22 protein-coding genes are annotated in these 19565 nt (G+C 66.2%); 9 read left to right on the forward strand and 13 right to left on the reverse strand.

Annotated elements, in window-relative coordinates; all coding sequences use genetic code 11:
- The gene (locus AB0P21_RS07840; protein WP_363694687.1) at positions 1 to 1194 is read right to left on the reverse strand and encodes an NAD(P)/FAD-dependent oxidoreductase; all 1194 of its coding nucleotides are present in this window, start codon (positions 1192 to 1194) and stop codon (positions 1 to 3) included.
- A 91-nt stretch (positions 1195 to 1285) separates the two neighbouring features.
- Between AB0P21_RS07840 and AB0P21_RS07845 the strand changes: the two genes are divergently transcribed.
- Positions 1286 to 1756 (forward strand): MarR family transcriptional regulator, encoded by a 471-nt coding sequence (locus AB0P21_RS07845; RefSeq protein WP_363694689.1) that lies wholly within the window; start codon positions 1286 to 1288, stop codon positions 1754 to 1756.
- Positions 1757 to 1773: 17 nt separating this feature from the next.
- Here the strand turns inward: AB0P21_RS07845 and AB0P21_RS07850 are convergent, their stop codons facing one another.
- The 4 genes from AB0P21_RS07850 to AB0P21_RS07865 all read right to left on the reverse strand — a co-directional run bounded on the left by AB0P21_RS07850 (position 1774) and on the right by AB0P21_RS07865 (position 5048).
- Entirely contained in the window at positions 1774 to 2262 is a 489-nt protein-coding gene (locus tag AB0P21_RS07850; RefSeq protein WP_363694691.1) for an SRPBCC family protein, read from the reverse strand.
- A gap of 79 nt (positions 2263 to 2341) precedes the next feature.
- A complete protein-coding gene (locus tag AB0P21_RS07855) occupies positions 2342 to 2812 on the reverse strand; it encodes a hemerythrin domain-containing protein (RefSeq protein WP_363694692.1) in 471 nt (156 codons plus the stop codon).
- Positions 2813 to 2939: 127 nt separating this feature from the next.
- A complete protein-coding gene (locus tag AB0P21_RS07860) occupies positions 2940 to 3764 on the reverse strand; it encodes an alpha/beta hydrolase (protein WP_363694693.1) in 825 nt (274 codons plus the stop codon).
- A gap of 9 nt (positions 3765 to 3773) precedes the next feature.
- Positions 3774 to 5048 carry an MFS transporter gene (locus tag AB0P21_RS07865; protein WP_363694694.1) on the reverse strand — a complete coding sequence of 425 codons (1275 nt, stop codon included), beginning with the start codon at positions 5046 to 5048 and terminating at the stop codon, positions 3774 to 3776.
- A 103-nt stretch (positions 5049 to 5151) separates the two neighbouring features.
- Here AB0P21_RS07865 and AB0P21_RS07870 point away from each other — a divergent pair, with 103 nt between their 5' ends.
- Positions 5152 to 6135 carry a LacI family DNA-binding transcriptional regulator gene (locus tag AB0P21_RS07870; RefSeq protein ID WP_363694695.1) on the forward strand — a complete coding sequence of 328 codons (984 nt, stop codon included), beginning with the start codon at positions 5152 to 5154 and terminating at the stop codon, positions 6133 to 6135.
- On the opposite strand, the gene AB0P21_RS07875 is transcribed toward AB0P21_RS07870, so the two are convergent.
- Positions 6136 to 6942, reverse strand: coding sequence for an alpha/beta fold hydrolase (locus tag AB0P21_RS07875; RefSeq protein WP_363694697.1), 807 nt, complete (start codon positions 6940 to 6942; stop codon positions 6136 to 6138).
- A 74-nt stretch (positions 6943 to 7016) separates the two neighbouring features.
- On the opposite strand from AB0P21_RS07875, the gene AB0P21_RS07880 reads away from it, so the two are divergent.
- On the forward strand, positions 7017 to 7664 hold the full coding sequence (locus tag AB0P21_RS07880) for a winged helix-turn-helix transcriptional regulator (protein WP_363694699.1): 648 nt from the start codon (positions 7017 to 7019) through the stop codon (positions 7662 to 7664).
- A 71-nt stretch (positions 7665 to 7735) separates the two neighbouring features.
- Here AB0P21_RS07880 and AB0P21_RS07885 read toward each other — a convergent pair whose 3' ends face one another.
- On the reverse strand, positions 7736 to 10921 hold the full coding sequence (locus tag AB0P21_RS07885; protein ID WP_363694701.1) for a S8 family serine peptidase: 3186 nt from the start codon (positions 10919 to 10921) through the stop codon (positions 7736 to 7738).
- 224 nt (positions 10922 to 11145) lie between these two features.
- Between AB0P21_RS07885 and AB0P21_RS07890 the strand changes: the two genes are divergently transcribed.
- Entirely contained in the window at positions 11146 to 12111 is a 966-nt protein-coding gene (locus tag AB0P21_RS07890) for a hypothetical protein (RefSeq protein WP_363694703.1), read from the forward strand.
- On the opposite strand, the gene AB0P21_RS07895 is transcribed toward AB0P21_RS07890, so the two are convergent.
- Positions 12089 to 12664: a MarR family transcriptional regulator gene (locus AB0P21_RS07895; RefSeq protein WP_363694704.1), complete on the reverse strand. Its 576-nt coding sequence runs from the start codon at positions 12662 to 12664 to the stop codon at positions 12089 to 12091. The genes AB0P21_RS07890 and AB0P21_RS07895 overlap by 23 nt on opposite strands.
- On the opposite strand from AB0P21_RS07895, the gene AB0P21_RS07900 reads away from it, so the two are divergent.
- Both AB0P21_RS07900 and AB0P21_RS07905 read left to right on the forward strand, forming a co-directional pair.
- The gene (locus AB0P21_RS07900; protein WP_363694705.1) at positions 12655 to 13023 is read left to right on the forward strand and encodes a hypothetical protein; all 369 of its coding nucleotides are present in this window, start codon (positions 12655 to 12657) and stop codon (positions 13021 to 13023) included. The genes AB0P21_RS07895 and AB0P21_RS07900 overlap by 10 nt on opposite strands.
- Before the next feature lie 466 nt (positions 13024 to 13489).
- Positions 13490 to 14383: an aminoglycoside phosphotransferase family protein gene (locus AB0P21_RS07905; RefSeq protein ID WP_363694707.1), complete on the forward strand. Its 894-nt coding sequence runs from the start codon at positions 13490 to 13492 to the stop codon at positions 14381 to 14383.
- 194 nt (positions 14384 to 14577) lie between these two features.
- Here the strand turns inward: AB0P21_RS07905 and AB0P21_RS07910 are convergent, their stop codons facing one another.
- Positions 14578 to 14973 (reverse strand): VOC family protein, encoded by a 396-nt coding sequence (locus AB0P21_RS07910; protein ID WP_363694708.1) that lies wholly within the window; start codon positions 14971 to 14973, stop codon positions 14578 to 14580.
- Positions 14974 to 15118: 145 nt separating this feature from the next.
- Between AB0P21_RS07910 and AB0P21_RS07915 the strand changes: the two genes are divergently transcribed.
- Positions 15119 to 15301: a hypothetical protein gene (locus tag AB0P21_RS07915; RefSeq protein ID WP_363694710.1), complete on the forward strand. Its 183-nt coding sequence runs from the start codon at positions 15119 to 15121 to the stop codon at positions 15299 to 15301.
- A gap of 276 nt (positions 15302 to 15577) precedes the next feature.
- Here the strand turns inward: AB0P21_RS07915 and AB0P21_RS07920 are convergent, their stop codons facing one another.
- The 3 genes from AB0P21_RS07920 to AB0P21_RS07930 form a co-directional block, all read right to left on the reverse strand.
- The gene (locus AB0P21_RS07920; RefSeq protein WP_363694711.1) at positions 15578 to 15820 is read right to left on the reverse strand and encodes a hypothetical protein; all 243 of its coding nucleotides are present in this window, start codon (positions 15818 to 15820) and stop codon (positions 15578 to 15580) included.
- A 201-nt stretch (positions 15821 to 16021) separates the two neighbouring features.
- Entirely contained in the window at positions 16022 to 16270 is a 249-nt protein-coding gene (locus tag AB0P21_RS07925; RefSeq protein WP_363694712.1) for a hypothetical protein, read from the reverse strand.
- Positions 16267 to 16644 carry a hypothetical protein gene (locus AB0P21_RS07930; RefSeq protein WP_363694714.1) on the reverse strand — a complete coding sequence of 126 codons (378 nt, stop codon included), beginning with the start codon at positions 16642 to 16644 and terminating at the stop codon, positions 16267 to 16269. The genes AB0P21_RS07925 and AB0P21_RS07930 overlap by 4 nt, the downstream gene beginning before the upstream one ends.
- A gap of 170 nt (positions 16645 to 16814) precedes the next feature.
- Between AB0P21_RS07930 and AB0P21_RS07935 the strand changes: the two genes are divergently transcribed.
- The gene (locus AB0P21_RS07935) at positions 16815 to 18092 is read left to right on the forward strand and encodes a hypothetical protein (protein WP_363694715.1); all 1278 of its coding nucleotides are present in this window, start codon (positions 16815 to 16817) and stop codon (positions 18090 to 18092) included.
- Positions 18089 to 18628: a hypothetical protein gene (locus tag AB0P21_RS07940; protein ID WP_363694716.1), complete on the forward strand. Its 540-nt coding sequence runs from the start codon at positions 18089 to 18091 to the stop codon at positions 18626 to 18628. The genes AB0P21_RS07935 and AB0P21_RS07940 overlap by 4 nt, the downstream gene beginning before the upstream one ends.
- Positions 18629 to 19127: 499 nt before the next feature.
- On the opposite strand, the gene AB0P21_RS07945 is transcribed toward AB0P21_RS07940, so the two are convergent.
- The gene (locus tag AB0P21_RS07945; RefSeq protein ID WP_363694717.1) at positions 19128 to 19463 is read right to left on the reverse strand and encodes a hypothetical protein; all 336 of its coding nucleotides are present in this window, start codon (positions 19461 to 19463) and stop codon (positions 19128 to 19130) included.
- Between the last annotated feature and the right edge of the window lie 102 nt (positions 19464 to 19565).

The raw sequence follows: 19565 nt of genomic DNA on the forward strand, positions 1-19565 counted from the left end.
TCAGGTTGCAGACTGCTCGTCCCAGCGGGTGCCGGGGTCGTAGAGCCAGTTCACCGTGGTGTCCGTCGCCGCCTTGCGCAGGAAGATCGGCAGCAATGCGTCCCGGATCGCCATCGAGACCCGGCCGGAGGTGGTCTTCTTCTGCTTGTTGATCTTCTGCGCATAGGCAACCACAGCCTCGGTCCGCTGGTGGCGCAGCTGGTGAAAGGTCTTGAGCGCGAGCTCGACGTCCGAGCTGTCCCGCAGACAGCGACCGAGCACCTGAGCGTCCTCCAGCGTGAGCGAGGCGCCTTGCCCGGCACTCGGCGAGGTCGCGTGGATCGCGTCGCCGATGCAGACCACGCGACCGCGACTCCACTGCGGCACGTGCTGCAGGTCGTAGACCGGATACGCACCCACGACACCGGTCGCCGCTGCCAGGATCTGTGGCACCGGTGCGGTGTCGTCGCGGTGTAGGTCCTTCAGCTCGTCCAGCCACGCCTCGGGGCTGATCTGCCGCAGGGCGGTGCGATCGGGCTCGGGCTTCGTCACGTTCGCGAACCAGTACGTCGTACCGTCGTCGCGCACGAGGTACCCGAAGAACGATCGGCGGCCGAACACGAAGTGCTGCTCCCCCGGCGTCGGCTTCAGCCCGGTGTTGCCGGCGTAACCGCCCACACTGATCAGCCCCGAGTACTTAGGCTTCGGCGCCGCCGGATCGACGTACCGCCGGGCGATCGAGCCGATGCCGTCGCTCCCGACCAGCAGATCGCCGACGAACTCACGACCGTCCATGGTCCGCGCGACGACCGAAGCACCGTCCTCCTCGATCGCGGACAGCCGCGCGCCGAAGGCGATCGGGATCCCGGCCTCCTGAGCGGCGTCCTTCAGCACCTGCTGCAGCCACCCTCGCCGGACAACGACGCTGCCACGGGCAGGGTCACCCGCCGGACCGTTCGGTACGACGCCGAGCCGCTTGCCGCCGCCGCTCCACATCACCAGCTCGGGGCACGGGTGGGCGTCCGTCATCAGACGATCCGCCAGGCCGAGATCACGCAGTACGGTCAGGCCGTTCGTCGCGACGTTCAGGAACGCGCCCGCGTGCGGGTCCGGCTCCTGGGTAGCCTCGAGGATCTCGACGTCCCAGCCGATCCGCCGCAGATAGAGAGCCACGGCGGGCCCGCCGACCCCACAACCAGCCACCAATGCCTTCATGATGTTGCCTTCCCCGTCCGCCCGAGCCGCGCTATAGTCTCTCGATATCAGAGTCTCTCTGTATTCGAGAGATTAGAACGGAGCACTCCCCTTGTCAAACCCCGAGCTGGCCGAGTCGATGAACACCGCGATGCGGACCTTCATGGCGCACGCGGTGATGTTCCAGGACACGGTCGCGCGATCGGTCGGCGTCCGCAGTACCGATCTGCAGTGCGCGAACCTGCTGGTGATGCACGGCCCGCTCAGCCCCGGCCAACTGGCCGAACTGGCCGGCCTCACCGCGGGCGGCGGCATCACCGACGCCCTGGACCGGCTGGAAGCGGCCGGGATGGTGACCCGCTCACGCGACACGAGCGACCGCCGCAAGGTCATCGTGGCCGCCAACTCCGACGAGCTGTGGCGCCGCCTCGGACCGATCTACGCCGGGGTCCAGCAACAGTGGGAGGCCAAGCTCGCCGCAATGGACGACGACCAGCTGCGGTTCGCGATCGAGCTGTTCAGCACCGCGACCGAGATCAACAAGGCCGAGACCGAACGCCTGCGCGGCGCAGGCGGCCGCTGACCAGAACCGCGAGCGAGCTAGTCCGCGGGCTTCGACTCGTTGCTGGTGGTCGAGCGGAAGTGCTCCGCCACGTTCCGGACGGACTTCGCCACGTTGCCGCGGTGACCCGCGGGCAGCCCGATCAGTCGAAGGGCCGCTGGCAGCCGGGCGGTCCCCAGGTCGAAGGTCTCGCGAACTCTGGTCCGGCCCGGCTCGACCTCCTCGAGCTCCCAACGCCACCGATGGCCGAAGAAGTGACACCAGGCGATCAGCCGGTCCTGTTCGAACTCGACGACCCGCGACGTGACGCGGTACGGCAGAGCGATCCGCATCGACATGCCGAAGTTGTCGCCCAGCCCGAGCAGCTCCGGGCCGGTCATCGCCCTCTGCACACTGTGATCCCCGCTGATCCGGGCGTGGTTCGCCGGCCGGCGGAGATAGTCGAACACCTCTGCCGGGCCGGCCGCCACGACCGCCGTCGCGGACACCTGATCGGCCTTCAACTCGACGCTGACGTCGTCGTTCATCTGCTGCCCCCGCTCCACCCGGGTGAGCCACCCAAGGTCAGCGCGAGCATACAGTCGATTTCGTCGCCTGCGGCAAGGTTCACAGCGGGCCGAGCACCTCACCGACCTCGGCAGCCAACTCGAGATCCTCCAGTACGGCGAGCAGTTGCTTCTCCTCGTACCGGAAGTGGCTCTCCATGATCGCGCCCACGCCGTCGAGATGACGCTCCAGTTCCGCAGGGCTCGCCGACCGGTCGACGGCATCCTGCAGTCCCTGCAGGAGATGCGAGATCATCGAGTGGTCCTGCCGGAGCAGCCGCAGGACCGGCGCGAGCTGTGGATGCGCGGCCTCGATGGCAGGGAACAGCGAGCGATCCTCACCCTGATGATGGCCATTGAGCGCAGTACAGAACCCATGGCAGTACAGCAGCAGGTCCCGGGTCGCCTGCTGGTCCGGTACTTCGTCGCGCAGCGATCGCCGGGTGACGTCGAGGGCCGCCCGGATCCGGGTGTGCACCCTGCGCAGTTCATTGCTCCAGGCAACAAGCCTGGTCGTTTCGGGCTCAGTCACGCGAGCACGAAGTGAGGGACGAGAGCATCGTCGACTCCTTCGGTCTGGCGCCTCCATGCCTGACACGGTCTGCCACCGGCACGCGACGCTGTCAGGAGTTTATCCGACCTTGCGGTGGGGAGACGACCTACTCCGCCTTCCCCGCGTTCGTGCTGATCGCGGTGACGATCTCGGGCCAGAGTGGCCGAGGCAGTTCGTGGCCCATGCCAGGGAAGATCTTGCAGGTGGAGCCGGGGATCGCCAGGTGGATGGCCTTCGACGCGGCCGCGCTGATCAGGCGGTCGGCCTCGCCGTGCAGGATCGTGGTGGGTACGGCGATCTCGCGCAGTGCCGCGGTCCGGTCCTCCGATTCGATGACGGCCGCGAACTGCCGCACGACGCCGTCGGGGTCGTAGTCGCGGTCCCACATCAGGCCGCCGAGTTCGCGCAGCCAGTCGAGGTCGGCGGGGTAGCCGGGCGATTGGCACGGCTCCTCGTTGCGGAGGTAGAGCTCCACGGCTTCCGCCCGATCGTGTGCCCGCGGAAGCTCCATCCGCTCGTCGACGAGATCGGCGCCGGCGAAGTACGCCGTACTGGGTGAGGTGTAGACGAGCGCGAGGGTTCGGACCACCTCGGGATGGTCGAGCGTGAGTTGCTGGGCGATCATGCCGCCCATCGACTGCCCGACCACGTGGGCCGGGGCGAGGTCCAGCGCGACCAGGAGCCCTTGGGCGTCGGCAGCTAGGTCGGCGAGGTCATAGCCACCCTCCGGGAACTTCTGGGAGAGCCCGACGTCGCGGTTGTCGAAGCGGACGACGTGGAAGCCGGCGTCGGCGATCTGCTGGCAGAGCTCATGGCGCCAGCCGAGCAGATGCGCGCCGAGACCTTGGATCAGCAGCAGCGGTGGCTGGGCGGGGTCGCCGAACGTGTCGAAGAAGAGGCGCACTCCGGCGGGCGTGGTGACGTGTGGCAACAGATGCTCCTAGCGGATGGCGCGGATGCGCATGATCACGACGCCTGCGAGAACTGCGCAGATGGCGCCGAAGGCGAAGAGGGCGGTGTAGCCGCCGAACACGGTGATCAAGCCGCCGGCGATCACCGAAGAGAGGATTTGCGGCAGCCCGGTGGCGACCGCGAGGATGCCGAAGTCGCGGCCCTCGTTGAGCTTGTCGGGCAGGACCAGCGACATCACGGCGAGATCGACAGCGAAGTACGTGCCGATGAAGGCGCCCGACGTCACGGCGTAGATCAGCATGCCCGTCCAGGTCGGCAGGATGATCGGGACGCAGAGGCTGGCGGCCAGCCCGGCCGAGCTGATCCCGCAGAAGAGCTTGCGCCGGTCGAGCCGGTCGGCGAGCCAGCCGAGACCGGTCGCGACGACGACCCAGGTCAGCACGGTCACGGTGGTCAGGGTGCTGACTGCCACCGCGATGTCGCGGCCGGGGAGATCCTCGACGCCGATGTAGTCCTCGAGCGTGTAGTAGAGGTAGCCGCTGACCGTGAAGTACGACAGGAAGAACCCGAAGCGGCTGACGAACGCCAGCGTGAAGTCGCGGGACGAGAAGGCGCGGAAGAAGACCGGGACCGCCGTACGCAGCCCGCCTGGCGCGCGCTCGGGTCGCGGTAGTCCGACCGACGAGGGTTCGGGGGCGCCCACGACGAGCAGCAGGCTGGCCGCGATCAGGATCAGCCCGATGGTCGTGTAGCCCCAGAACTGGCTGACCCGGCTGGCGATGTTGACCCCGACGAGTACGCCGATCGGCGTACCGAGTCCGATGAGCGCCGAGGCCAGACCGCGCCGCGCCACCGGTACCCGGTCGGGCAGGATCGCCGCGGCCGCGCCCTGGTAGAAGTTCGCGGTGAACCACAGCAGCATGTAGGCGACGGCCAGCAGCGGCAGCGCCGTCGCGACCCCCATGACCACCATCAGCGCCGCCGACACGATCGCCATCGCCAGGATCCACGGCGCGCGCCGGCCGAATCGCGAGCGGGTGCGGTCGGAGACGGCGCCACCGGTGGGCAGCGCGATCAACGACGCGATCGCGGCCAGCGTGGTGAGCAGGGCGAGGCTGCCGACCTTGCCGTCCGGGTCGATCGCGCCGACCTGGGCGGGGATCAGGATCTGCTGGATCCCCTGGAACGCCGCGAACATCGACGACGTGGCGGTCACGAGGAACGTCAGCAGGCGGCCGAGGCCGACCCGATCGGTCGACGGACTGGTGGCCGGAGTACCGGTGGTGACATCGCTGGCCGTCATTGCTCCTCCGTAGGGCAGCATTAGTGCAGGTCAGAGCTACTAACTCGTATTAGTAGTCAGGACCATAACCGGAGGGATCGGACAGCGCAATAGACTGCGCCCCATGGCGCGAGTGACCTCGCGGGACGTCGCCCGTGAGGCGGGGGTCTCGCAGACGACAGTGAGCTTCGTTCTCAACGACCGCTCCGACCAGACGATCTCCGACGCGACCCGGCAGGCCGTACTGGGCGCCGCCCGCCGGCTGGGCTATGTGCCGTCGGGTGCCGCGCGCAGCCTGCGCAAGGGGCGCAGCAGCGTCGTACTGTGCGTGCTTCCCGATCTGCCCGTCGCCCAGGCGATGGAGGAGTTCAAGCTCACGCTGAGCGGCGTGCTCGGCGAGTCGGGCCTGACCTGCGTCTTCCTGCACGACGTGGCCGGGCTGCCGCTCGCCCAGCTGTGGCCGGATGTGCACCCTGCTGTCGTCGTTGCTTTCGGCGGACTGACGGCCGCCGATGCCAAGCGCATCCGCAACGCGGGCATTGCGCTGATCGACGGCTTGTTCGACCAGCAGGGCACGGCGATCACCGGGTTGGATCAGGCCGATGTCGGTGCGATGCAGGTGCAGCATCTCGCCGCGCGGGGCCACACGCGGATCGGCTTCGGCGCAGTACGGGATCCTCGCGAAGCGGCGTTCTGCGACCCGCGAATGCGCGGCGCGCAGCAGGCTTGCCGCGAGCTCGGGCTGCCACAACCGGTGGTGCAGGCGCTCGACTACACGGCAGCCGATGGCCTCGACGCCGTACGCCGCTGGACCGCGTCGCCCGAGCAGGTGACGGCGATCGCAGCCTTCAACGACCTCGTCGGCCTGGCCGTACTCGCGGGAGCACGCGCCGCAGGGATCACCGTCCCGGCCGACCTCGCCGTCATCGGTGTCGACAACCTGCCCGCCGCCGCGCTCGCCGAGCCGCCGTTGACCACCATCGCCTTCGACGCAACCGTCTCCGCGCGAACCCTCGCCCGCCGCGTCCTCGCGGAGGCCGGGGTCACCGCACCGCCACCGGAACCCCTCGGCCCGGCACTCCGGCTGATCCCTGGCTCGACTACCTGATCAGCTGCTCGCGTAGAACCGCGCCAGGTGAGGACCCAGGACTGCTGGATCAGCGATGTGTCCAGCGACCTCGATGGTGAGTCGCTGCGCGTTCGGTAAGTATCCGGTGGCCGCATCAGCAGCGGCACCGAAGAAGTCGACAGGCAAGCCAGCCGAGTGTGAATCCACAGTCGCGCCGGTACTCAACAAGACAGGCTGAGTCACCTTCGCCAGCCGATCTGCCGGTGGCGGCCCGTCGCCGATGCAGGCAGCGTCGTACCGCAGCGTCGGCGCAAGCGCCACCAGCGCCGGCCACACCGGAGCAGCCTCGGCACCCGCGATGTCTTCCTCCGAAGAACCGGCCAGCTTCATGAACAAGCGAAGCGCCTGATCACGGTCACCGGCATCCAGGGCGACGTCAAGCTCATCGACGTACGCCCGCCACCCCGCGACCATGTCGTCGCCGAGGAGATACGGCACCTCATGAGCAGCGATCCTGTCGATCGGCAGCCCGGCGGCAGCCGCCTCGAACGCAAGCCCTCCGCCCGACGATGCGGCGAACACATGCGCCCGACCCCCGACCGCCTCGATCACAGCCGCAAGATCCTCGACCTCCCGCTCCACGGCGTACGGCGCAGTGTCGCCACTGTCCCCACGACCGCGACGCCGGTAGTTGACCACGGAGAACGTCCCCGCCAGCCACTCCCCCAGCGGGACGTTCTCGCTTCCGTCATCGAGACCGCCGCCGACGAGCACCAGCGCCGGCCCGTCCTCACTCAAGCGGTCGTACCCGATCGCCGTGCCATCAGCCGAGCTCACCTGCGGCATACTCACCATCCCCTTCGAATCATTACTCCTACTTTAGGAGCAAACAGTCCTAGATGGGAAGTACACTGTCCGACATGCGTAGTTATCGGGACCTCTGCGGCATCGCCCGCGCCCTGGACCTCGTCGGCGAGCGCTGGGCCCTACTGGTGGTCCGCGAACTCCTCTACGGCCCCAAACGCTTCGCCGACCTACACCACGGACTCCCCGGCCTCAGCCAGAACGTCCTGACCCAGCGACTCCGCGAACTCCAGGACTCCGGCGTAGTTACGCGCCAACGCGCACTCCCCCCAGGCGCCGGCCTGGTCTACACCCTGACCGACCACGGCCGAGCCCTCGAACCAGTCCTGCTCGCCCTCGGCCAATGGGGCAGCCCGTTGCCACCTCAGCCCGACTCAGCCGCAGAGCTCAGCCCAGATGCGCTGGTGGTAGCCCTGCGTACGACGTTCACTCCCGTTGCGGCCGGCAAGCTTCACGGCTCCGTCCAACTGCACCTACCCGGCGACGCATTCCACCTCACCGTGAACAAGGGCCTGCTCAACGCAGCCCGAGGCGAAGCACCCGCCGACGTCACCCTCACCGCCGAAGTACACACAATCCAGAGCCTCGTCTTCGAAGGCCGAACCCTCGACGAAGCCCTCCACTCCGGCACAGCAACAGCAGCCGGCGACACCGCCTTGCTGCGACGCTTCCTCAAATCGTTCAACGACCACAGAACCGGCTGAGCACTTCTCCGCGTTCCGCATAGCCGTGGGAGGGCACCCTGATCGGGTGCCCTCCCACGGTCAGGGTTGAATCAGCTCACTGACTGGACGATGACTTCTCCTCTTCCGATCAGGATGCTGGAGTCCGTGCGGACCTCGACCGCTCCCAGCAGGACTCGTCCCGCTCCGGGTGCGGTGTTGGCGGTCACCGTGGCCGGGACGGTCCATTGCGCGCCCGCGGCTCGGGCTGCGTTGACGTCCGGGACGGCAACGGAGCCGTAGGCCGAGTTGCTGAGCACGTCACGGTAGTCGTACGCCGTGGTTCCCGCCGGTACCGCGAACCCGTCGACCAGCGCGATCCAGGTTCCTGCCGCCGGGTTGTTCACCGTGACCGTTTCCTCCGCGCTGCCGCCCGCACTCTGCGCTGCCAGCACACAGCTTCCGGACGTGCAGTTGAAGACGGCCAGGTCGAGATCCGCGCCGGGGTCGCTCGCGTTCCCGATCGTGGCGCGCAGCGAGGACGTTCCGGCCGGTACCTGGATGGCGAACTGCTGTTGCGCACCATCCGAGACCGTCGGCCTGGCGATCTTCGCGCTACCCAGCGCGGTTCCCACCGCCCGACCGACGAACGGCCCGAACGAGTTCGTCACCGTGTACGAACGGCTGATCGGCGTTCCCAGTGTGGCCGACGCGATCACGTCCGGGCTCGGGGACACCGACGCGCCGAGCACCGCCGCCGTCAGGACGAACGGAGTCTGGGTGCGGTCCGACGTACGCCGTGCCTCGACCGCGATCTCCCACACACCCGCCTGCGGATTGGCCACCGTGCGGCTGGCCGGATCGCCCTGGCAAGTCCCACCCGGTACTGGCGGGTTGTAGCAGTAGAGGCTGTTGACAGCGCCCTCGCTGGGCGTGCCGTACGGGTGGAACCGCAGGAACCGCGCCTGGCCGTCACCGGGCGCGCCGTTCGGACCCGTCAGGTCGACCTTGAAGGCCGGCGCCCCGGCGGGCACCTGGAAGAAGAAGCTCTGGAACTGGTTGCGGTTGATCTTGCCGGTGATCGTCTTGGCCGGCGTCGCCTGCGTCAGGCCGTACGGCACGACGAACGTGTTCAGCGTCTGGAACTCGATCCCCGGCGAGCTGAGATCGTCGAAGTTCAGGATCGCCGAATGCGCTCCGGCGCTGGTGGGCTTGACGAGGACCGGCAACGTGACGTCCGTGTTGAGTGGCAGCGTGACGTTGTCCGCCGCCGCGAACAGGCCACCCTCGCCCTTCCACGTCAGCTTGTAGTTCACCGGTCCGGCTGGGCCGGACGTGCGCCGCAAGGTGTACGTGCGGGTGTACTGGACGCCCTGCGTGACGCCTTCGCGGTCGTTGATGCCGGTGCCCACACCAGGCGTGGCGAGGAAAGCCGACAGAGCCGTGCTGACCGGAACCGAAGCGGTGATGGTGTCGGTCCGCGGACTCTTCCTCAGGTCGTCCCAGGCAGCGCTGACCCTGGCCAGACCGTTGCCCTGCTCGTAGGCGCCGTACTCCGGCATGAACCGTGCCGTCGACAGCAGCGCCTTGCGCAACTGGGCCGGCGTGACGGCGATCCCCCTGGCCTTCGCGGCGCTCAGCAGCAACGCACCGGCACCCGCCATCTGCGGTGAAGCCATCGAGGTCCCGTTGAACATGCCCAGCCCCGGCGGCAGCGCGTACGTTCCGGCCACCGGCTGACCGTTCTGCCAGGTCGGCACGGCCGACACCGCGGCGCCTGCTGCGACGATCTGGGGCTTGAAGCCACCGTCCTCGGCCGGACCACGCGAGGAGAACGCGTGCAAGTTGTCGTACTGGCCGGTCCGCGACCCGTAGTTCGACATCCAGGTGTCCTTGTTGATGTACGAACCCACGCTGACGACCTGGGTCGCCACGGACGGGTCGCCGACGGTGTTCATCCCGGGGCCGCTGTTACCGGCCGAGATGAACATCTGGACGCCGTAGTCGTTGATCAGCCGGTTGTAGAGCACCGCGCGAGCGTTGTTGCCGTCGTTCAGCGCGGGCAGACCGCCGATCGACATGTTGATCACGTCGACGTGCGCGACGGTGACCGCGTAGATCATTCCTTCGAGCAGCGCGCGGTTGGTGCAGCCGGCGATGAACAGGCAGACCCGGACGGACACCAGCTTCGCGCCCGGCGCGGCGCCGTCGGCGGCGCCTCCGAAGATGTTGTTGCCCGCAGCGATGCCGGCGACGTTCGACCCGTGCGCACCGGAGACGATGCCGATGTTCACCGCGTTGTTGGCCGGATCGGTCTGTACGACGAACGGCATCGACTCCTTGACCGGAGTCGCCGGGTTGTCGGTGCCGAACACGCCCGTGTCGTAGTTGACCTTGTAGTCGGTCATCGCCTGCTCGTCGGCGAAGGTGCCGTTCTGGTTCGTGTCCACCCAGACGGTGCTGGTGTCCTTGTTCCAGGCGACCTTGAAAAGTCCGGACGACCCCGCCGGGTTGCCGTCCCGGTTGACGTCGTTCCCGACCTCGCCGCCGAACCGCGGGTCGCGTTCGTTGAGCGTGGCGATCCGGACGGGCGGGCCGGGCAGACCGACGGTCGCGCCGTCGACCGACTGGGTCATCGACAGCCAGGTCGGGTCGTTGTCGGCGTTGACACCGCCGACGAAGGTCGGGTCGGTGTAGGTGACCCAGTCGACGATCTTGCGCTCGCCGGTCGAGGTCGTGTTCAGCGCCGGGTGACTCAGGTCGATGCCACTGTCGAGAATGCCGATCGTGGTACCGCGACCGTCCCAGGTCGGGTTGGTGTTGACGAACTGTGACGCGCCCGTGTCCTGGGTCGGCAGGTACGGGTTGTTCCGCTCGGTCGACGCGTTCGGCGCCTGCTGCGGGATGGGATCCTCGGCGCCCTGCGGCCGTGGATCGTCGAGCGGGATCAGATCGTCGACGTCAGCCGTGGTCACGCCTGCGACGTTCGCGACGTCCTGCGCCTTGTCGATGCTGATCTTCACCCGCAGATAGCCCACCGAGTCGGTGCGCTTCTCAACGGTGCCACCGAGCTTCTCGAGGCCCGCGGCAACCTGGTTGCTCTTCCCCCGGTCGGCCGCCACCAGCAACGTGACCGTCTTCTGGCCTTTGGTCCGCGCCTTCTGCAACAGGACCTTGTCGCCGTAGCCGAGATCCTTCGGCCCCTTCGCCGCGACCGCCGCGGGCGTTGCCCCCAGCATCGACGCGATCACCACCCCGGCGGCCAGCAAGGCCCCGTATTTCCTGGTTCGAGACAGCATTGTCCGATTCCCCTCCCCTAGGCACATTCCGATGCACGATCGCATCAGCAACCGGCTTCCGCCAGAGAAGAACGAATCTTTCCAGTTCTGTATCAATCTCGTTATCAATTGTCCTCCCGAGCAGCACCTCAGGCAGGCTCTGTTTCTGACCGTCCTGCCGAAGAAAACGCGTCGCAGGAGACCAGCCCGGTCCGGCGACTGAGCATCACTGCGAAGATCCGGGTATGACTGACCGGATCGCCCTGATCGCGAAGGAACTGGACAAGCTGCACCGCGGACGCGGCCTGTTCGCACCCGACCTGGTGGACCGGCTCGGCCCGTTGCTGTCCGCACTGATCTTCGGCGACAACGAGCCGGACGAAGCACTCGGCCGCGGGCTGATCAGCGCCACCCTGTTCGACGCCGCGAGGACCCTCCCACCCGACCTGGCGAAGATCTTCCTCGCCGGTCTCGGCGTCGGCGACAACTCCCCGCACCTGACCACCAGGCTGAAGAACCTCGGCCTCGAGCTCGACCGAGATCCGCGGACCGTTCACCGAAGGCTCCGCGACGCGAACCGTGCCGTCGCGCAGGACCTGGAGCGCAAGTCCTCGATCGGCGACGACCAGACCCAGTTCAACCGCAAGGGCTGGTACGTCGACCGGATCGAGTCGCATGCCGTCATCTGCGACCGCCCGCGGTTCATCGGCATCCGCGACATCAAGGTCACCAAGAACGGCGTAGCGACCCTGTGCGAATCCTTCAGCGTCCCGCAACCACCCGGCGGACCGGACAACCCGAAGATCGAGGTGGAACCTGTCGAAGGCTGCGAGGACCTTCAGATCGATCGACACTCGACCAGCAACTGGCTCCTGACGATGCACCTCCCCCGACCGCTCGAAATCGGCGACACCCACCGGGTCGGCGTGAGCGTGACGATGCCGTCGCGCGACTTCATCCGCAAGTACAACGCCCTCATGCCCGTACGGCGAACGCGCTCCTTCCAAGCCAGCGTTCGCTTCGAGAACAGCGCCGAGGCCGTCAACATCTGGCGGTACGACGGCGTACCCCAGCCGGTAATCGAAGACGGTCAGCCAACCGCCCACCAACTGACCCTGAACGACGACAACACCGTCACCGCCGACTGGCCGAACGTCCAGCAAGGACTCGCCTACGGAATCGGCTGGTCTACGACTGGGACAACTCCTTGACGATGGCGACAGCGATCCGGTCCAGCTTGTCCACCTGCGCATCGGTCAACGGCCCGAACACCAGCCGCTGAATCACCTCCGCCTGAATCGGCGACACCCGGCGCAGCAGATCCAGGCCGGCCTTGGTCAGCGTCGCCTGAAACGCCTTACCCACTTGCGGAACAGGCGATCGAACCACCAGACCAAGCGATTCGAGCCGGGTCACCGCGTGCGAGACCCTGCTGATCGAGAACTGCAGTACCTGCGCCAGCTCCTTGAGTTGCACCGTGCGATCCGGGGACTCGCTCAACAGCACCAGGATCTTGTAGTGGGCATGGGACACCCCCGCATCTCGCTGCACCTGCTGTTCGAGCATGGTCTCCACCAGGTGGAGCATCATCGCAACGTTGCGCCAGGCACGGTTCTCCCTGTCGTCGAGCATCGGGACTCCTCGCGTCCGGCCTGGATGATCCTGGGACAAAAGATAGCGCTTGCGCAGAACACCGTCAGCGACTTGAATGTTCAAGTCACTCCCGGAACCACGCCACGCGAGGAACGAACCGTATGACGTCACTCGAGAACCTCATCGCCGCCCACCTCGACGCCTGGAACTCCCCAGCAGGCGCCGCTCGGGACCAACTGGTCTCAACCACCTACTCACCGGATGTCTTCATCGGAGAACCTGACGCCGCCCTCAGAGGTCACAGCGGAATGGAACAAGCGATCTCCGCCCTCCAGGCCCAGTTGCCCGGCACGGCAATCACCCGATCCGGCCCCATTCAGGTCGCCCAAGACCTCATCACCTACGCGTGGACGCTAGGCCCGTCCGGACAGGAAGCAATCGCCTCCGGCCGTGACGTGCTCCTGGTCCGCGACCAACAGATCGTCAGCCTGTACGTCGTAATCGACGCACCGACCGAGCCGCAGAGCTAAGCCGCACCCCGCTCCTGGACAGTTGGCCCCACCCGTACTCGCGCTGCGGGCTGGAGCGTTGTGCCCACCCAAACCCGCGCGGGGTGCGGCTCGGCTTCGAGCTACCCGTGCGGTGCGGGGTGCGGTTCGGCGTACAAGTTACCCATGCCGGGATCACGCCGCATTACCCTCGTCATCCAGCCGCGGCTCGCCTGGTTCCCAAAGATCTCGCGATACCCGCCTTGCCCCGCTGGCAGACACGGGAGCGGCTCGCAACCACAGACCCCTCATTCGCCTGTGGACTAGCGTCGGTAGAGGTCATCGCCCAGGGGTCAACGGCATCCGGGGCGTAGAGGAATAGCCGCTGGGATGCGCCCCAGGCTCACGGGGCCGAGCGCCGACTGCGAGGCCTCCCAGGCCGGCCTGCCGTAAGATCGGGAAACGTACTACTCACTCGAACCCGTCCACGCCGCGCGAAGGGGTATTGGTGCCTCGGACCGACGAGCCACTCGACGCGCAGGACGCATTTGCCGCTCTGACGGCCGCCGCTGGCCAAGTCGATCTGGATGCGACAGGGGCCGAGCTGATTCGGATCGGCTCCAACGCTGTGTACCGGCTGACGACTGGGCCTGTAATTGGACGTGTTGCTCCGAGCCTCAAGCGGTTGGAGTCAGCGGTCCGGGAGCTGGAGGTGTCGTGGTGGCTGGAGTCCGAGGGCATATCAGCGGTCCGCGGCCTTCACATCGACCAGCCAATCACGGCGAACGAGCGCGTTGTCACCTTCTGGCAGTCGGCCTCCGAGAAGACCGAGTACGGATCAACGACTGAGCTTGCAGGGCTGCTAAGAGAACTTCATCGCCATGTCGCGCCTCTGGAGCTGCCGAGGCACGACCCCGTCCACAGAGGCCGGGAGCGCATCGCCGCAATTACTGCCCTGTCGACACCCGACCTTGAGTTCTTGCGATCTCGCCTGGAAGAGCTGGCAGTTAGCTACCAGACGCTTCGCTTCGACCTGCCGTTCGGCATCATCCACGGTGATGCCAACGTCGGAAACGTCATCAGAGACCGGACCGGAACTGCAATACTCGCGGACCTCGATTCGGTGGCTGTAGGCCCCCGAGAATGGGACCTCATACTCACCGCGCTGTACTACGAGCGGTTCGGATGGCACTCGGATGCCGAGTACGCTGCCTTCGTTGACGGCTACGGCTTTGATGTCATGGCCTGGAGCGGATACCGGGTCATGCGTGACCTGCGTGAACTGTTGATGGTTGCCTGGCTCGCAGAAAGCATCACTGGAGAGCGCGGTCGGCTCGAGATCACCAAACGCGTACAGACGCTGCGAACCGATGGCAGCCGCCGAGACTGGCAGCCCTTCTAACCGCAGGCGGCCGCTTCCCAGAGCGGGTTACCTTCAGCCTCTCGTTGAGGTCACGCACCAAGGCAGGCAAGCCGTGAGGCACCAGGTCACGTCGAAAGTCTGCGACGTAGCGAACGCACCTTGCTGACTTGAGCTGCGCGCCAGTAGTTATGGCCTCGGCGGCAGCCGCGCAGGCGCCGTCGAGATCGCTCGATTCAGCCGATGACCTGGGCGATCTCCCAGTGATTACCCGCCGGATCGGCAAACGCTGCCGTCCGACGACCCCACGGCCGGTCGATCGGCCCGTTCAGCAGTACTACGCCGTGCAACTTCAGCTCGGCAGCAGTCGCGTCCACGTCCCCAACCTGGATCGTGAACAGCGACCGCCCACCCGTACCAGCGCTCGCAGGACCGATCAGCAACGGAACCTCGGCCACGGTGACCAGGTTGAGGGCCAGGTTCCGCATCTTCAGCAACGCCGAGTCAGCGTCCTCGAAGATCACCTCAAGCCCGAAGACCCCCACATAGAACGCCCGGCAAGCGGCAACATCGTCCACGAGCAAGGTGATGACCTCAAGCTTGTCCAGACCTTTGACCGGCGCTACAGACATCGTGCTACTCCTCTTCTCAGTTCTACTCGACCAGAGACAGTGCTGGCTCACACCACCCAGGTCGAACCCGCACGAGGGATCTCGACATTTCGACATCCAATCGACCAAGTACCCGCTACTGCCCGCGGAGAGGAGAATCCGGGGCATGACCTCCTACCGGTTCCTGGACGCCATGGGCAACGTCGTCGAAGAGGGCGACTTCGAGGACCACACCGCCGCGCTCGCCTGGGCGAGGGACGGCGACCACGACGAGGACGTGCAGCGCGTCGAATACCTCGACCCGGGCCCGCAGCGCGACTGGCGCTGGGCAGGCCCGCTACTCGACTGACAACCCATCCCACCGAAGGTGGGCGTCACCCGAAAAACATGCGCGCACAAATTCTTGCCCGGCGGGGCCGACGTGATCACACCAGTGCGCCTCCGGCCGCCAGCCGCGGGTGATGGCACAGGCGAGCCATGCCAATCAACTCGACGCCTCAGACGAATGGAACGGCGAACGGACGCGGCCTCAGAAAAGCATCACGCCCGCCCGCCGGCTCAAGAGGAGCCCTCGACCACGACACGCACAGGGGATGTCGGGGGTCTCGTGGCCGAGGACTCCGGTTCAGGTAGCAGGCAATCTCGGCAGGTCCGCGACCAGCACTCGGGCTTTGGTCTCGCGATCGAAGTACGCCCGCTTGGACCCATCCGCGGAGGGACTTCCGAGATGGGTAGCCGTCGGAATGACCACCGCCGCAATCTCGAAGAGGTTGACCGCGGCAATCAGGTCCAGGAACGCCTTCGGATCGGTCAGGAGATCTTCGACGAGCACGGTCCCCAGGGTGTAGCCGCTACGTCGCGCGAACACTGCGAGAGCTTCCTGAGTCCGTGCAACCTCGCCATCTCGCATCAGCGGATATCTCCGCATGTACCCCAAGGCAAGTGGCTGCGCAGACTTGATCACATCGGATCGGCGACCGTCCATCACTCACCCCGGAGCTCGTCGCGAATCTCAACGACCGTCCGCACGTAAAGCACAACTGCCACCGCGCTCAGAATCCAGAACCCATCAGGCAACAGACTCACTCCCCCAGACCACGTAGAAGCAGGTCACCGAGATGAGAGACGACGCGAGGTTCGACTGCCACCTCCGTGACGACTCACCGGGCTTCTCGGTGAACACTTTCGCCAGGCGATTGCGCCAGCGCGCTGCGAACTCCGCCGTCCCGCCGCGGCTGTCGGCAGCATGCCGAGGCAAGGTGAATGCGTCCTCATAGAAGAAGCAGTAGACCGTAGGGCGCTCGTCAACGGCGCTCATGGCAGTACTCCGGCGATGCAGTCGGCGCAGCGCGTGCACGGCCATGCCCCACCACATCCGGCGCAAAGGCCGTCCTTGCTCGCGGTCGGCACGGCCAGGCCCGAAGACAACGGGTAGGCGAAGTCGTCGGCAGTTCGATTGGCACGCAGCTCGTCGGGAAAGAGAACCTCGGTAGAACCTCCATGACCGTGAATGCGTTCGATCGCCTCGACGCCTCCGGGCCAGTAGGCCACCGTGGGATCAGATCCACGCCACCGTACAGACACCGAACCATCGGTCCATTCCGTGCCCTCAGCCACGACGCCCGTCCCGCTGACCTGAGAAGAGTCGTAATAGCGCACGAGCACGAAGGGTCGCGGAGCGATCAGGCTCATCGCTTCCAACTCCTTGACTTGTCGGTATCTGCTGTTGCTCAGCACCCAGACAACCCCCGTCTGCTGCTGGCCGAATAGGGCGATCCGGTGGTCAGTCGACAGAACCGCCTAGGGTGATTTCGGCGCCCTGTCGCCTGGCGGACACGGAGGGTGAGCGCTACCGTTCTGGAATGGGAAGCACGCGCAACACGGCTCTTGAGGAGTGGATGGCTGAGCACGGCTACAGCTCCAACAGCCTTGCTGAGGCGGTGAACCACGCGCTCATACAGGTGACCGGGAAGCACGGAGGCCTAGACGGCTCATCGATTCGGGACTGGAAGGCCGGCCGCGTCAGCTGGCCCAAGACAGCCACCCGCAAGGCGCTGGAGAACGTCACCGGTCTACCGGTGTCCGCTCTAGGGTTCGCACCACGGGGCCGAACGTCGGCTACCTCAATGCCGCAGGAGGTCGCCGACATGAAGCGCCGCACCCTCGTCGGTGGGATTGCAGCGGCGGTCGCCGTGGTATCGAGTGCTCCCGGTACCGGACGGCGCCGGCTCGGCATGAGTGACGTCGACCGATTGCAGCAGCGCTTCGCTGAAATCATCGCCAGCGATCACCGTCACGGTGGCCAGCTCGACATTGAGCAAAGAGCCAGTGCGCTAGCCGACCAAGCACTGATCCTCCAGAACTCGGGCAGCGCGACCCAACGCGTACGCAGCAGCCTCTACGCCTCCGCGGCTGCCTTCCGCTCCTCAGCCATGTGGGCCGCCATCGACGGCCGCAGGTTCGACGCCGCCAAGACACACATGCGCGAAGCCCAAGCCCTCGCCGAGATGTCAGGTGAACAGACAATCAAGTTTCGCATCTGGAGCCACGCCGGAACCCTCTATCGCCACACAGGCCGGCCTGCAGATGCACTTGCCGCCAACGACGTTGCGCGCAACCTCCACCTCACCCGCCGCGACCCTCTGTTCGCATCACTAGGCCTCGCTCGCGAAGGAGCAATACACGGCGCTGCCCAGGACCCCGCCGGCACCCGCCGTGCATTCGGACAAGCGCAAGAAACGATGATGCGCGCCAACCCGGCCGACGAGCGACCGGTATGGATGCTCGGCTTCTATGACCAGGCCGAGCTGGACTCCCTCGCCCAGTCGGCCTACCTGGCATTGGGCGACTACCCGACCGCCGAGTTTCACGGTCACCGCTGCCTGGCGAACCTTCGATCTCACATGGTCCGGTCTTCAGCCATCACCACGACCCGAATCGCGCACGCCCAGCTCGCACAAGGCATGGCCGACGTTGCCACCGCCACAGCTACAAAGGTCCCCACCGACGCCGCCACCCAACATGCTCGCGTGAACCGCATGCTGCAAGAGTTCGGAGCCGCTCTACGCGCCCAAGCAGCGGGTAGTTCCGCCGTACAGGCTTGGTCCGAACACGTCGCCACCTGGAGGACCCCTGCATGACCGCGACACCCACCCTCGAACTGCGCACATTCGACAACCTCGACACCGTTCGCGGCGATCTTGTCGATGTCTACGCTGACGTGCGCTCAGCACTCCTGCACCTACCGAACTACGCAGTCACCGCCTTCGGCGAAAGGTTGGACCGGCACGGCGCCGAGCCGGGCTTCGTGGCAGTCCTCGCCTACGCCAACGGATTTCCAGTCGGCTACGCCTACGCCAACACCATCGAGCACGGCGACCGATACTGGCAACGCACCAACCCCGCACCAGCCGACGAGTACACCCGACGTCCGGCCGCGGCCCTCAAGGAGATCGGCGTTCGATCGGCTTGGCGCAAGACCGGCACCGCCCGCCGCATCCACGACACCCTCCTCGCCACCCGAACCGAGCCATTCGTAACGCTCATGGTCAACCCCGCCGCCGGCGACGGAAAGGTCCACGCGCTCTACCAATCCTGGGGCTACGACGACATCGGCCAAAGCCAACCGTCGTCGGCCTCCCCCCTCCTCAGCGTGATGATCAAACCAATCAGTTGACAACACTAAATTGGTCGAGCCACTGGCCGGCGCAACCGCGAAAGATGCGGCCATATAACTCGCCCACCACTCAACGACCGCGAGCCAGAGCATTAGCCGAGCCGACAGCGTTCAACCTCTGTCACACTTGGTGCACACAAGGCGTTCAGCCTCTGAAACGCCTTGAGAAGGACGCTGTCCTGATCGAGTTGACTTTCCGTGGATATCAACAAGCACGGATCTGATGTCAATTGCAACGGACAACCACGCGTCCGCGCGCACTGCGCCGAGCGGTTCTACCGGGTCGCTCCGATCGGAGATTCTGCTCTAAAGATCGAGGCAAAGGCGACCTTCTCTGTGGTATCGATCTTCAGGGTTCCAGCGGAGCCTCACTACATTCCGGTTGATCGCTGAGGTGTACTTGACCGAAGCGAACGGCAGTCACTGGGCCGGGCCCTTATTGATCGTGCACTGATTGATGTCGGCGGTCACAACCTCCAGCGACCAGGCGTACTCGAGGTCATTCGCATAGCACTGACGCTGGGGCGGTCGTCCCGGCGTTAGTGCCCAAGTCCCAGGCCTCCTTCAGCCCCACAACATGGTCGATGTCGATGTCGCGCGAGTTCGTCCAGGCGGCGCCGTCGTACCGCGAGAACCAGGTGGCCGACAGGACATTGCAGCCCGTCGCCATCGTGGTCGACTCGGCGATCAGGATCTCTTCCCGCCTATCGCAGGTGTCCGAGTCCGAATCGACCCAATGTGGGACAACCTGGTCGTATCCCGTAGTGACCTCCACCTGGACCATCATGCTGGCCAGCAGATCGCTGACCGCGATGTTGGCTGCGGTGGCACGCATCGCCCGCTGGGACTGGAAAGCGACTGCGAGCAGGAGTACACCAAACAGTCTTGCCGCCTTCGGCCCAAGGCCGCGCGCCGAGCAACTCCTCGGCACCAACGA

Origin of the sequence: Kribbella sp. NPDC056861 (assembly GCF_040687575.1) — a bacterium.
Classification (GTDB): domain Bacteria; phylum Actinomycetota; class Actinomycetes; order Propionibacteriales; family Kribbellaceae; genus Kribbella.

Excerpts from the sequence above, each read along its gene's own strand:
- AB0P21_RS07840 (WP_363694687.1), bottom strand. The coding sequence starts at position 1,194 with ATGAAGGCATTGGTGGCTGGTTGTGGGGTCGGCGGGCCCGCCGTGGCT.
- AB0P21_RS07850 (WP_363694691.1), bottom strand. The coding sequence starts at position 2,262 with ATGAACGACGACGTCAGCGTCGAGTTGAAGGCCGATCAGGTGTCCGCG.
- AB0P21_RS07865 (WP_363694694.1), bottom strand. The coding sequence starts at position 5,048 with ATGACGGCCAGCGATGTCACCACCGGTACTCCGGCCACCAGTCCGTCG.
- AB0P21_RS07870 (WP_363694695.1), top strand. The coding sequence starts at position 5,152 with ATGGCGCGAGTGACCTCGCGGGACGTCGCCCGTGAGGCGGGGGTCTCG.
- AB0P21_RS07875 (WP_363694697.1), bottom strand. The coding sequence starts at position 6,942 with ATGCCGCAGGTGAGCTCGGCTGATGGCACGGCGATCGGGTACGACCGC.
- AB0P21_RS07880 (WP_363694699.1), top strand. The coding sequence starts at position 7,017 with ATGCGTAGTTATCGGGACCTCTGCGGCATCGCCCGCGCCCTGGACCTC.
- AB0P21_RS07885 (WP_363694701.1), bottom strand. The coding sequence starts at position 10,921 with ATGCTGTCTCGAACCAGGAAATACGGGGCCTTGCTGGCCGCCGGGGTG.
- AB0P21_RS07890 (WP_363694703.1), top strand. The coding sequence starts at position 11,146 with ATGACTGACCGGATCGCCCTGATCGCGAAGGAACTGGACAAGCTGCAC.
- AB0P21_RS07900 (WP_363694705.1), top strand. The coding sequence starts at position 12,655 with ATGACGTCACTCGAGAACCTCATCGCCGCCCACCTCGACGCCTGGAAC.
- AB0P21_RS07910 (WP_363694708.1), bottom strand. The coding sequence starts at position 14,973 with ATGTCTGTAGCGCCGGTCAAAGGTCTGGACAAGCTTGAGGTCATCACC.
- AB0P21_RS07915 (WP_363694710.1), top strand. The coding sequence starts at position 15,119 with ATGACCTCCTACCGGTTCCTGGACGCCATGGGCAACGTCGTCGAAGAG.
- AB0P21_RS07925 (WP_363694712.1), bottom strand. The coding sequence starts at position 16,270 with ATGAGCGCCGTTGACGAGCGCCCTACGGTCTACTGCTTCTTCTATGAG.
- AB0P21_RS07930 (WP_363694714.1), bottom strand. The coding sequence starts at position 16,644 with ATGAGCCTGATCGCTCCGCGACCCTTCGTGCTCGTGCGCTATTACGAC.
- AB0P21_RS07935 (WP_363694715.1), top strand. The coding sequence starts at position 16,815 with ATGGGAAGCACGCGCAACACGGCTCTTGAGGAGTGGATGGCTGAGCAC.
- AB0P21_RS07940 (WP_363694716.1), top strand. The coding sequence starts at position 18,089 with ATGACCGCGACACCCACCCTCGAACTGCGCACATTCGACAACCTCGAC.
- AB0P21_RS07945 (WP_363694717.1), bottom strand. The coding sequence starts at position 19,463 with ATGCGTGCCACCGCAGCCAACATCGCGGTCAGCGATCTGCTGGCCAGC.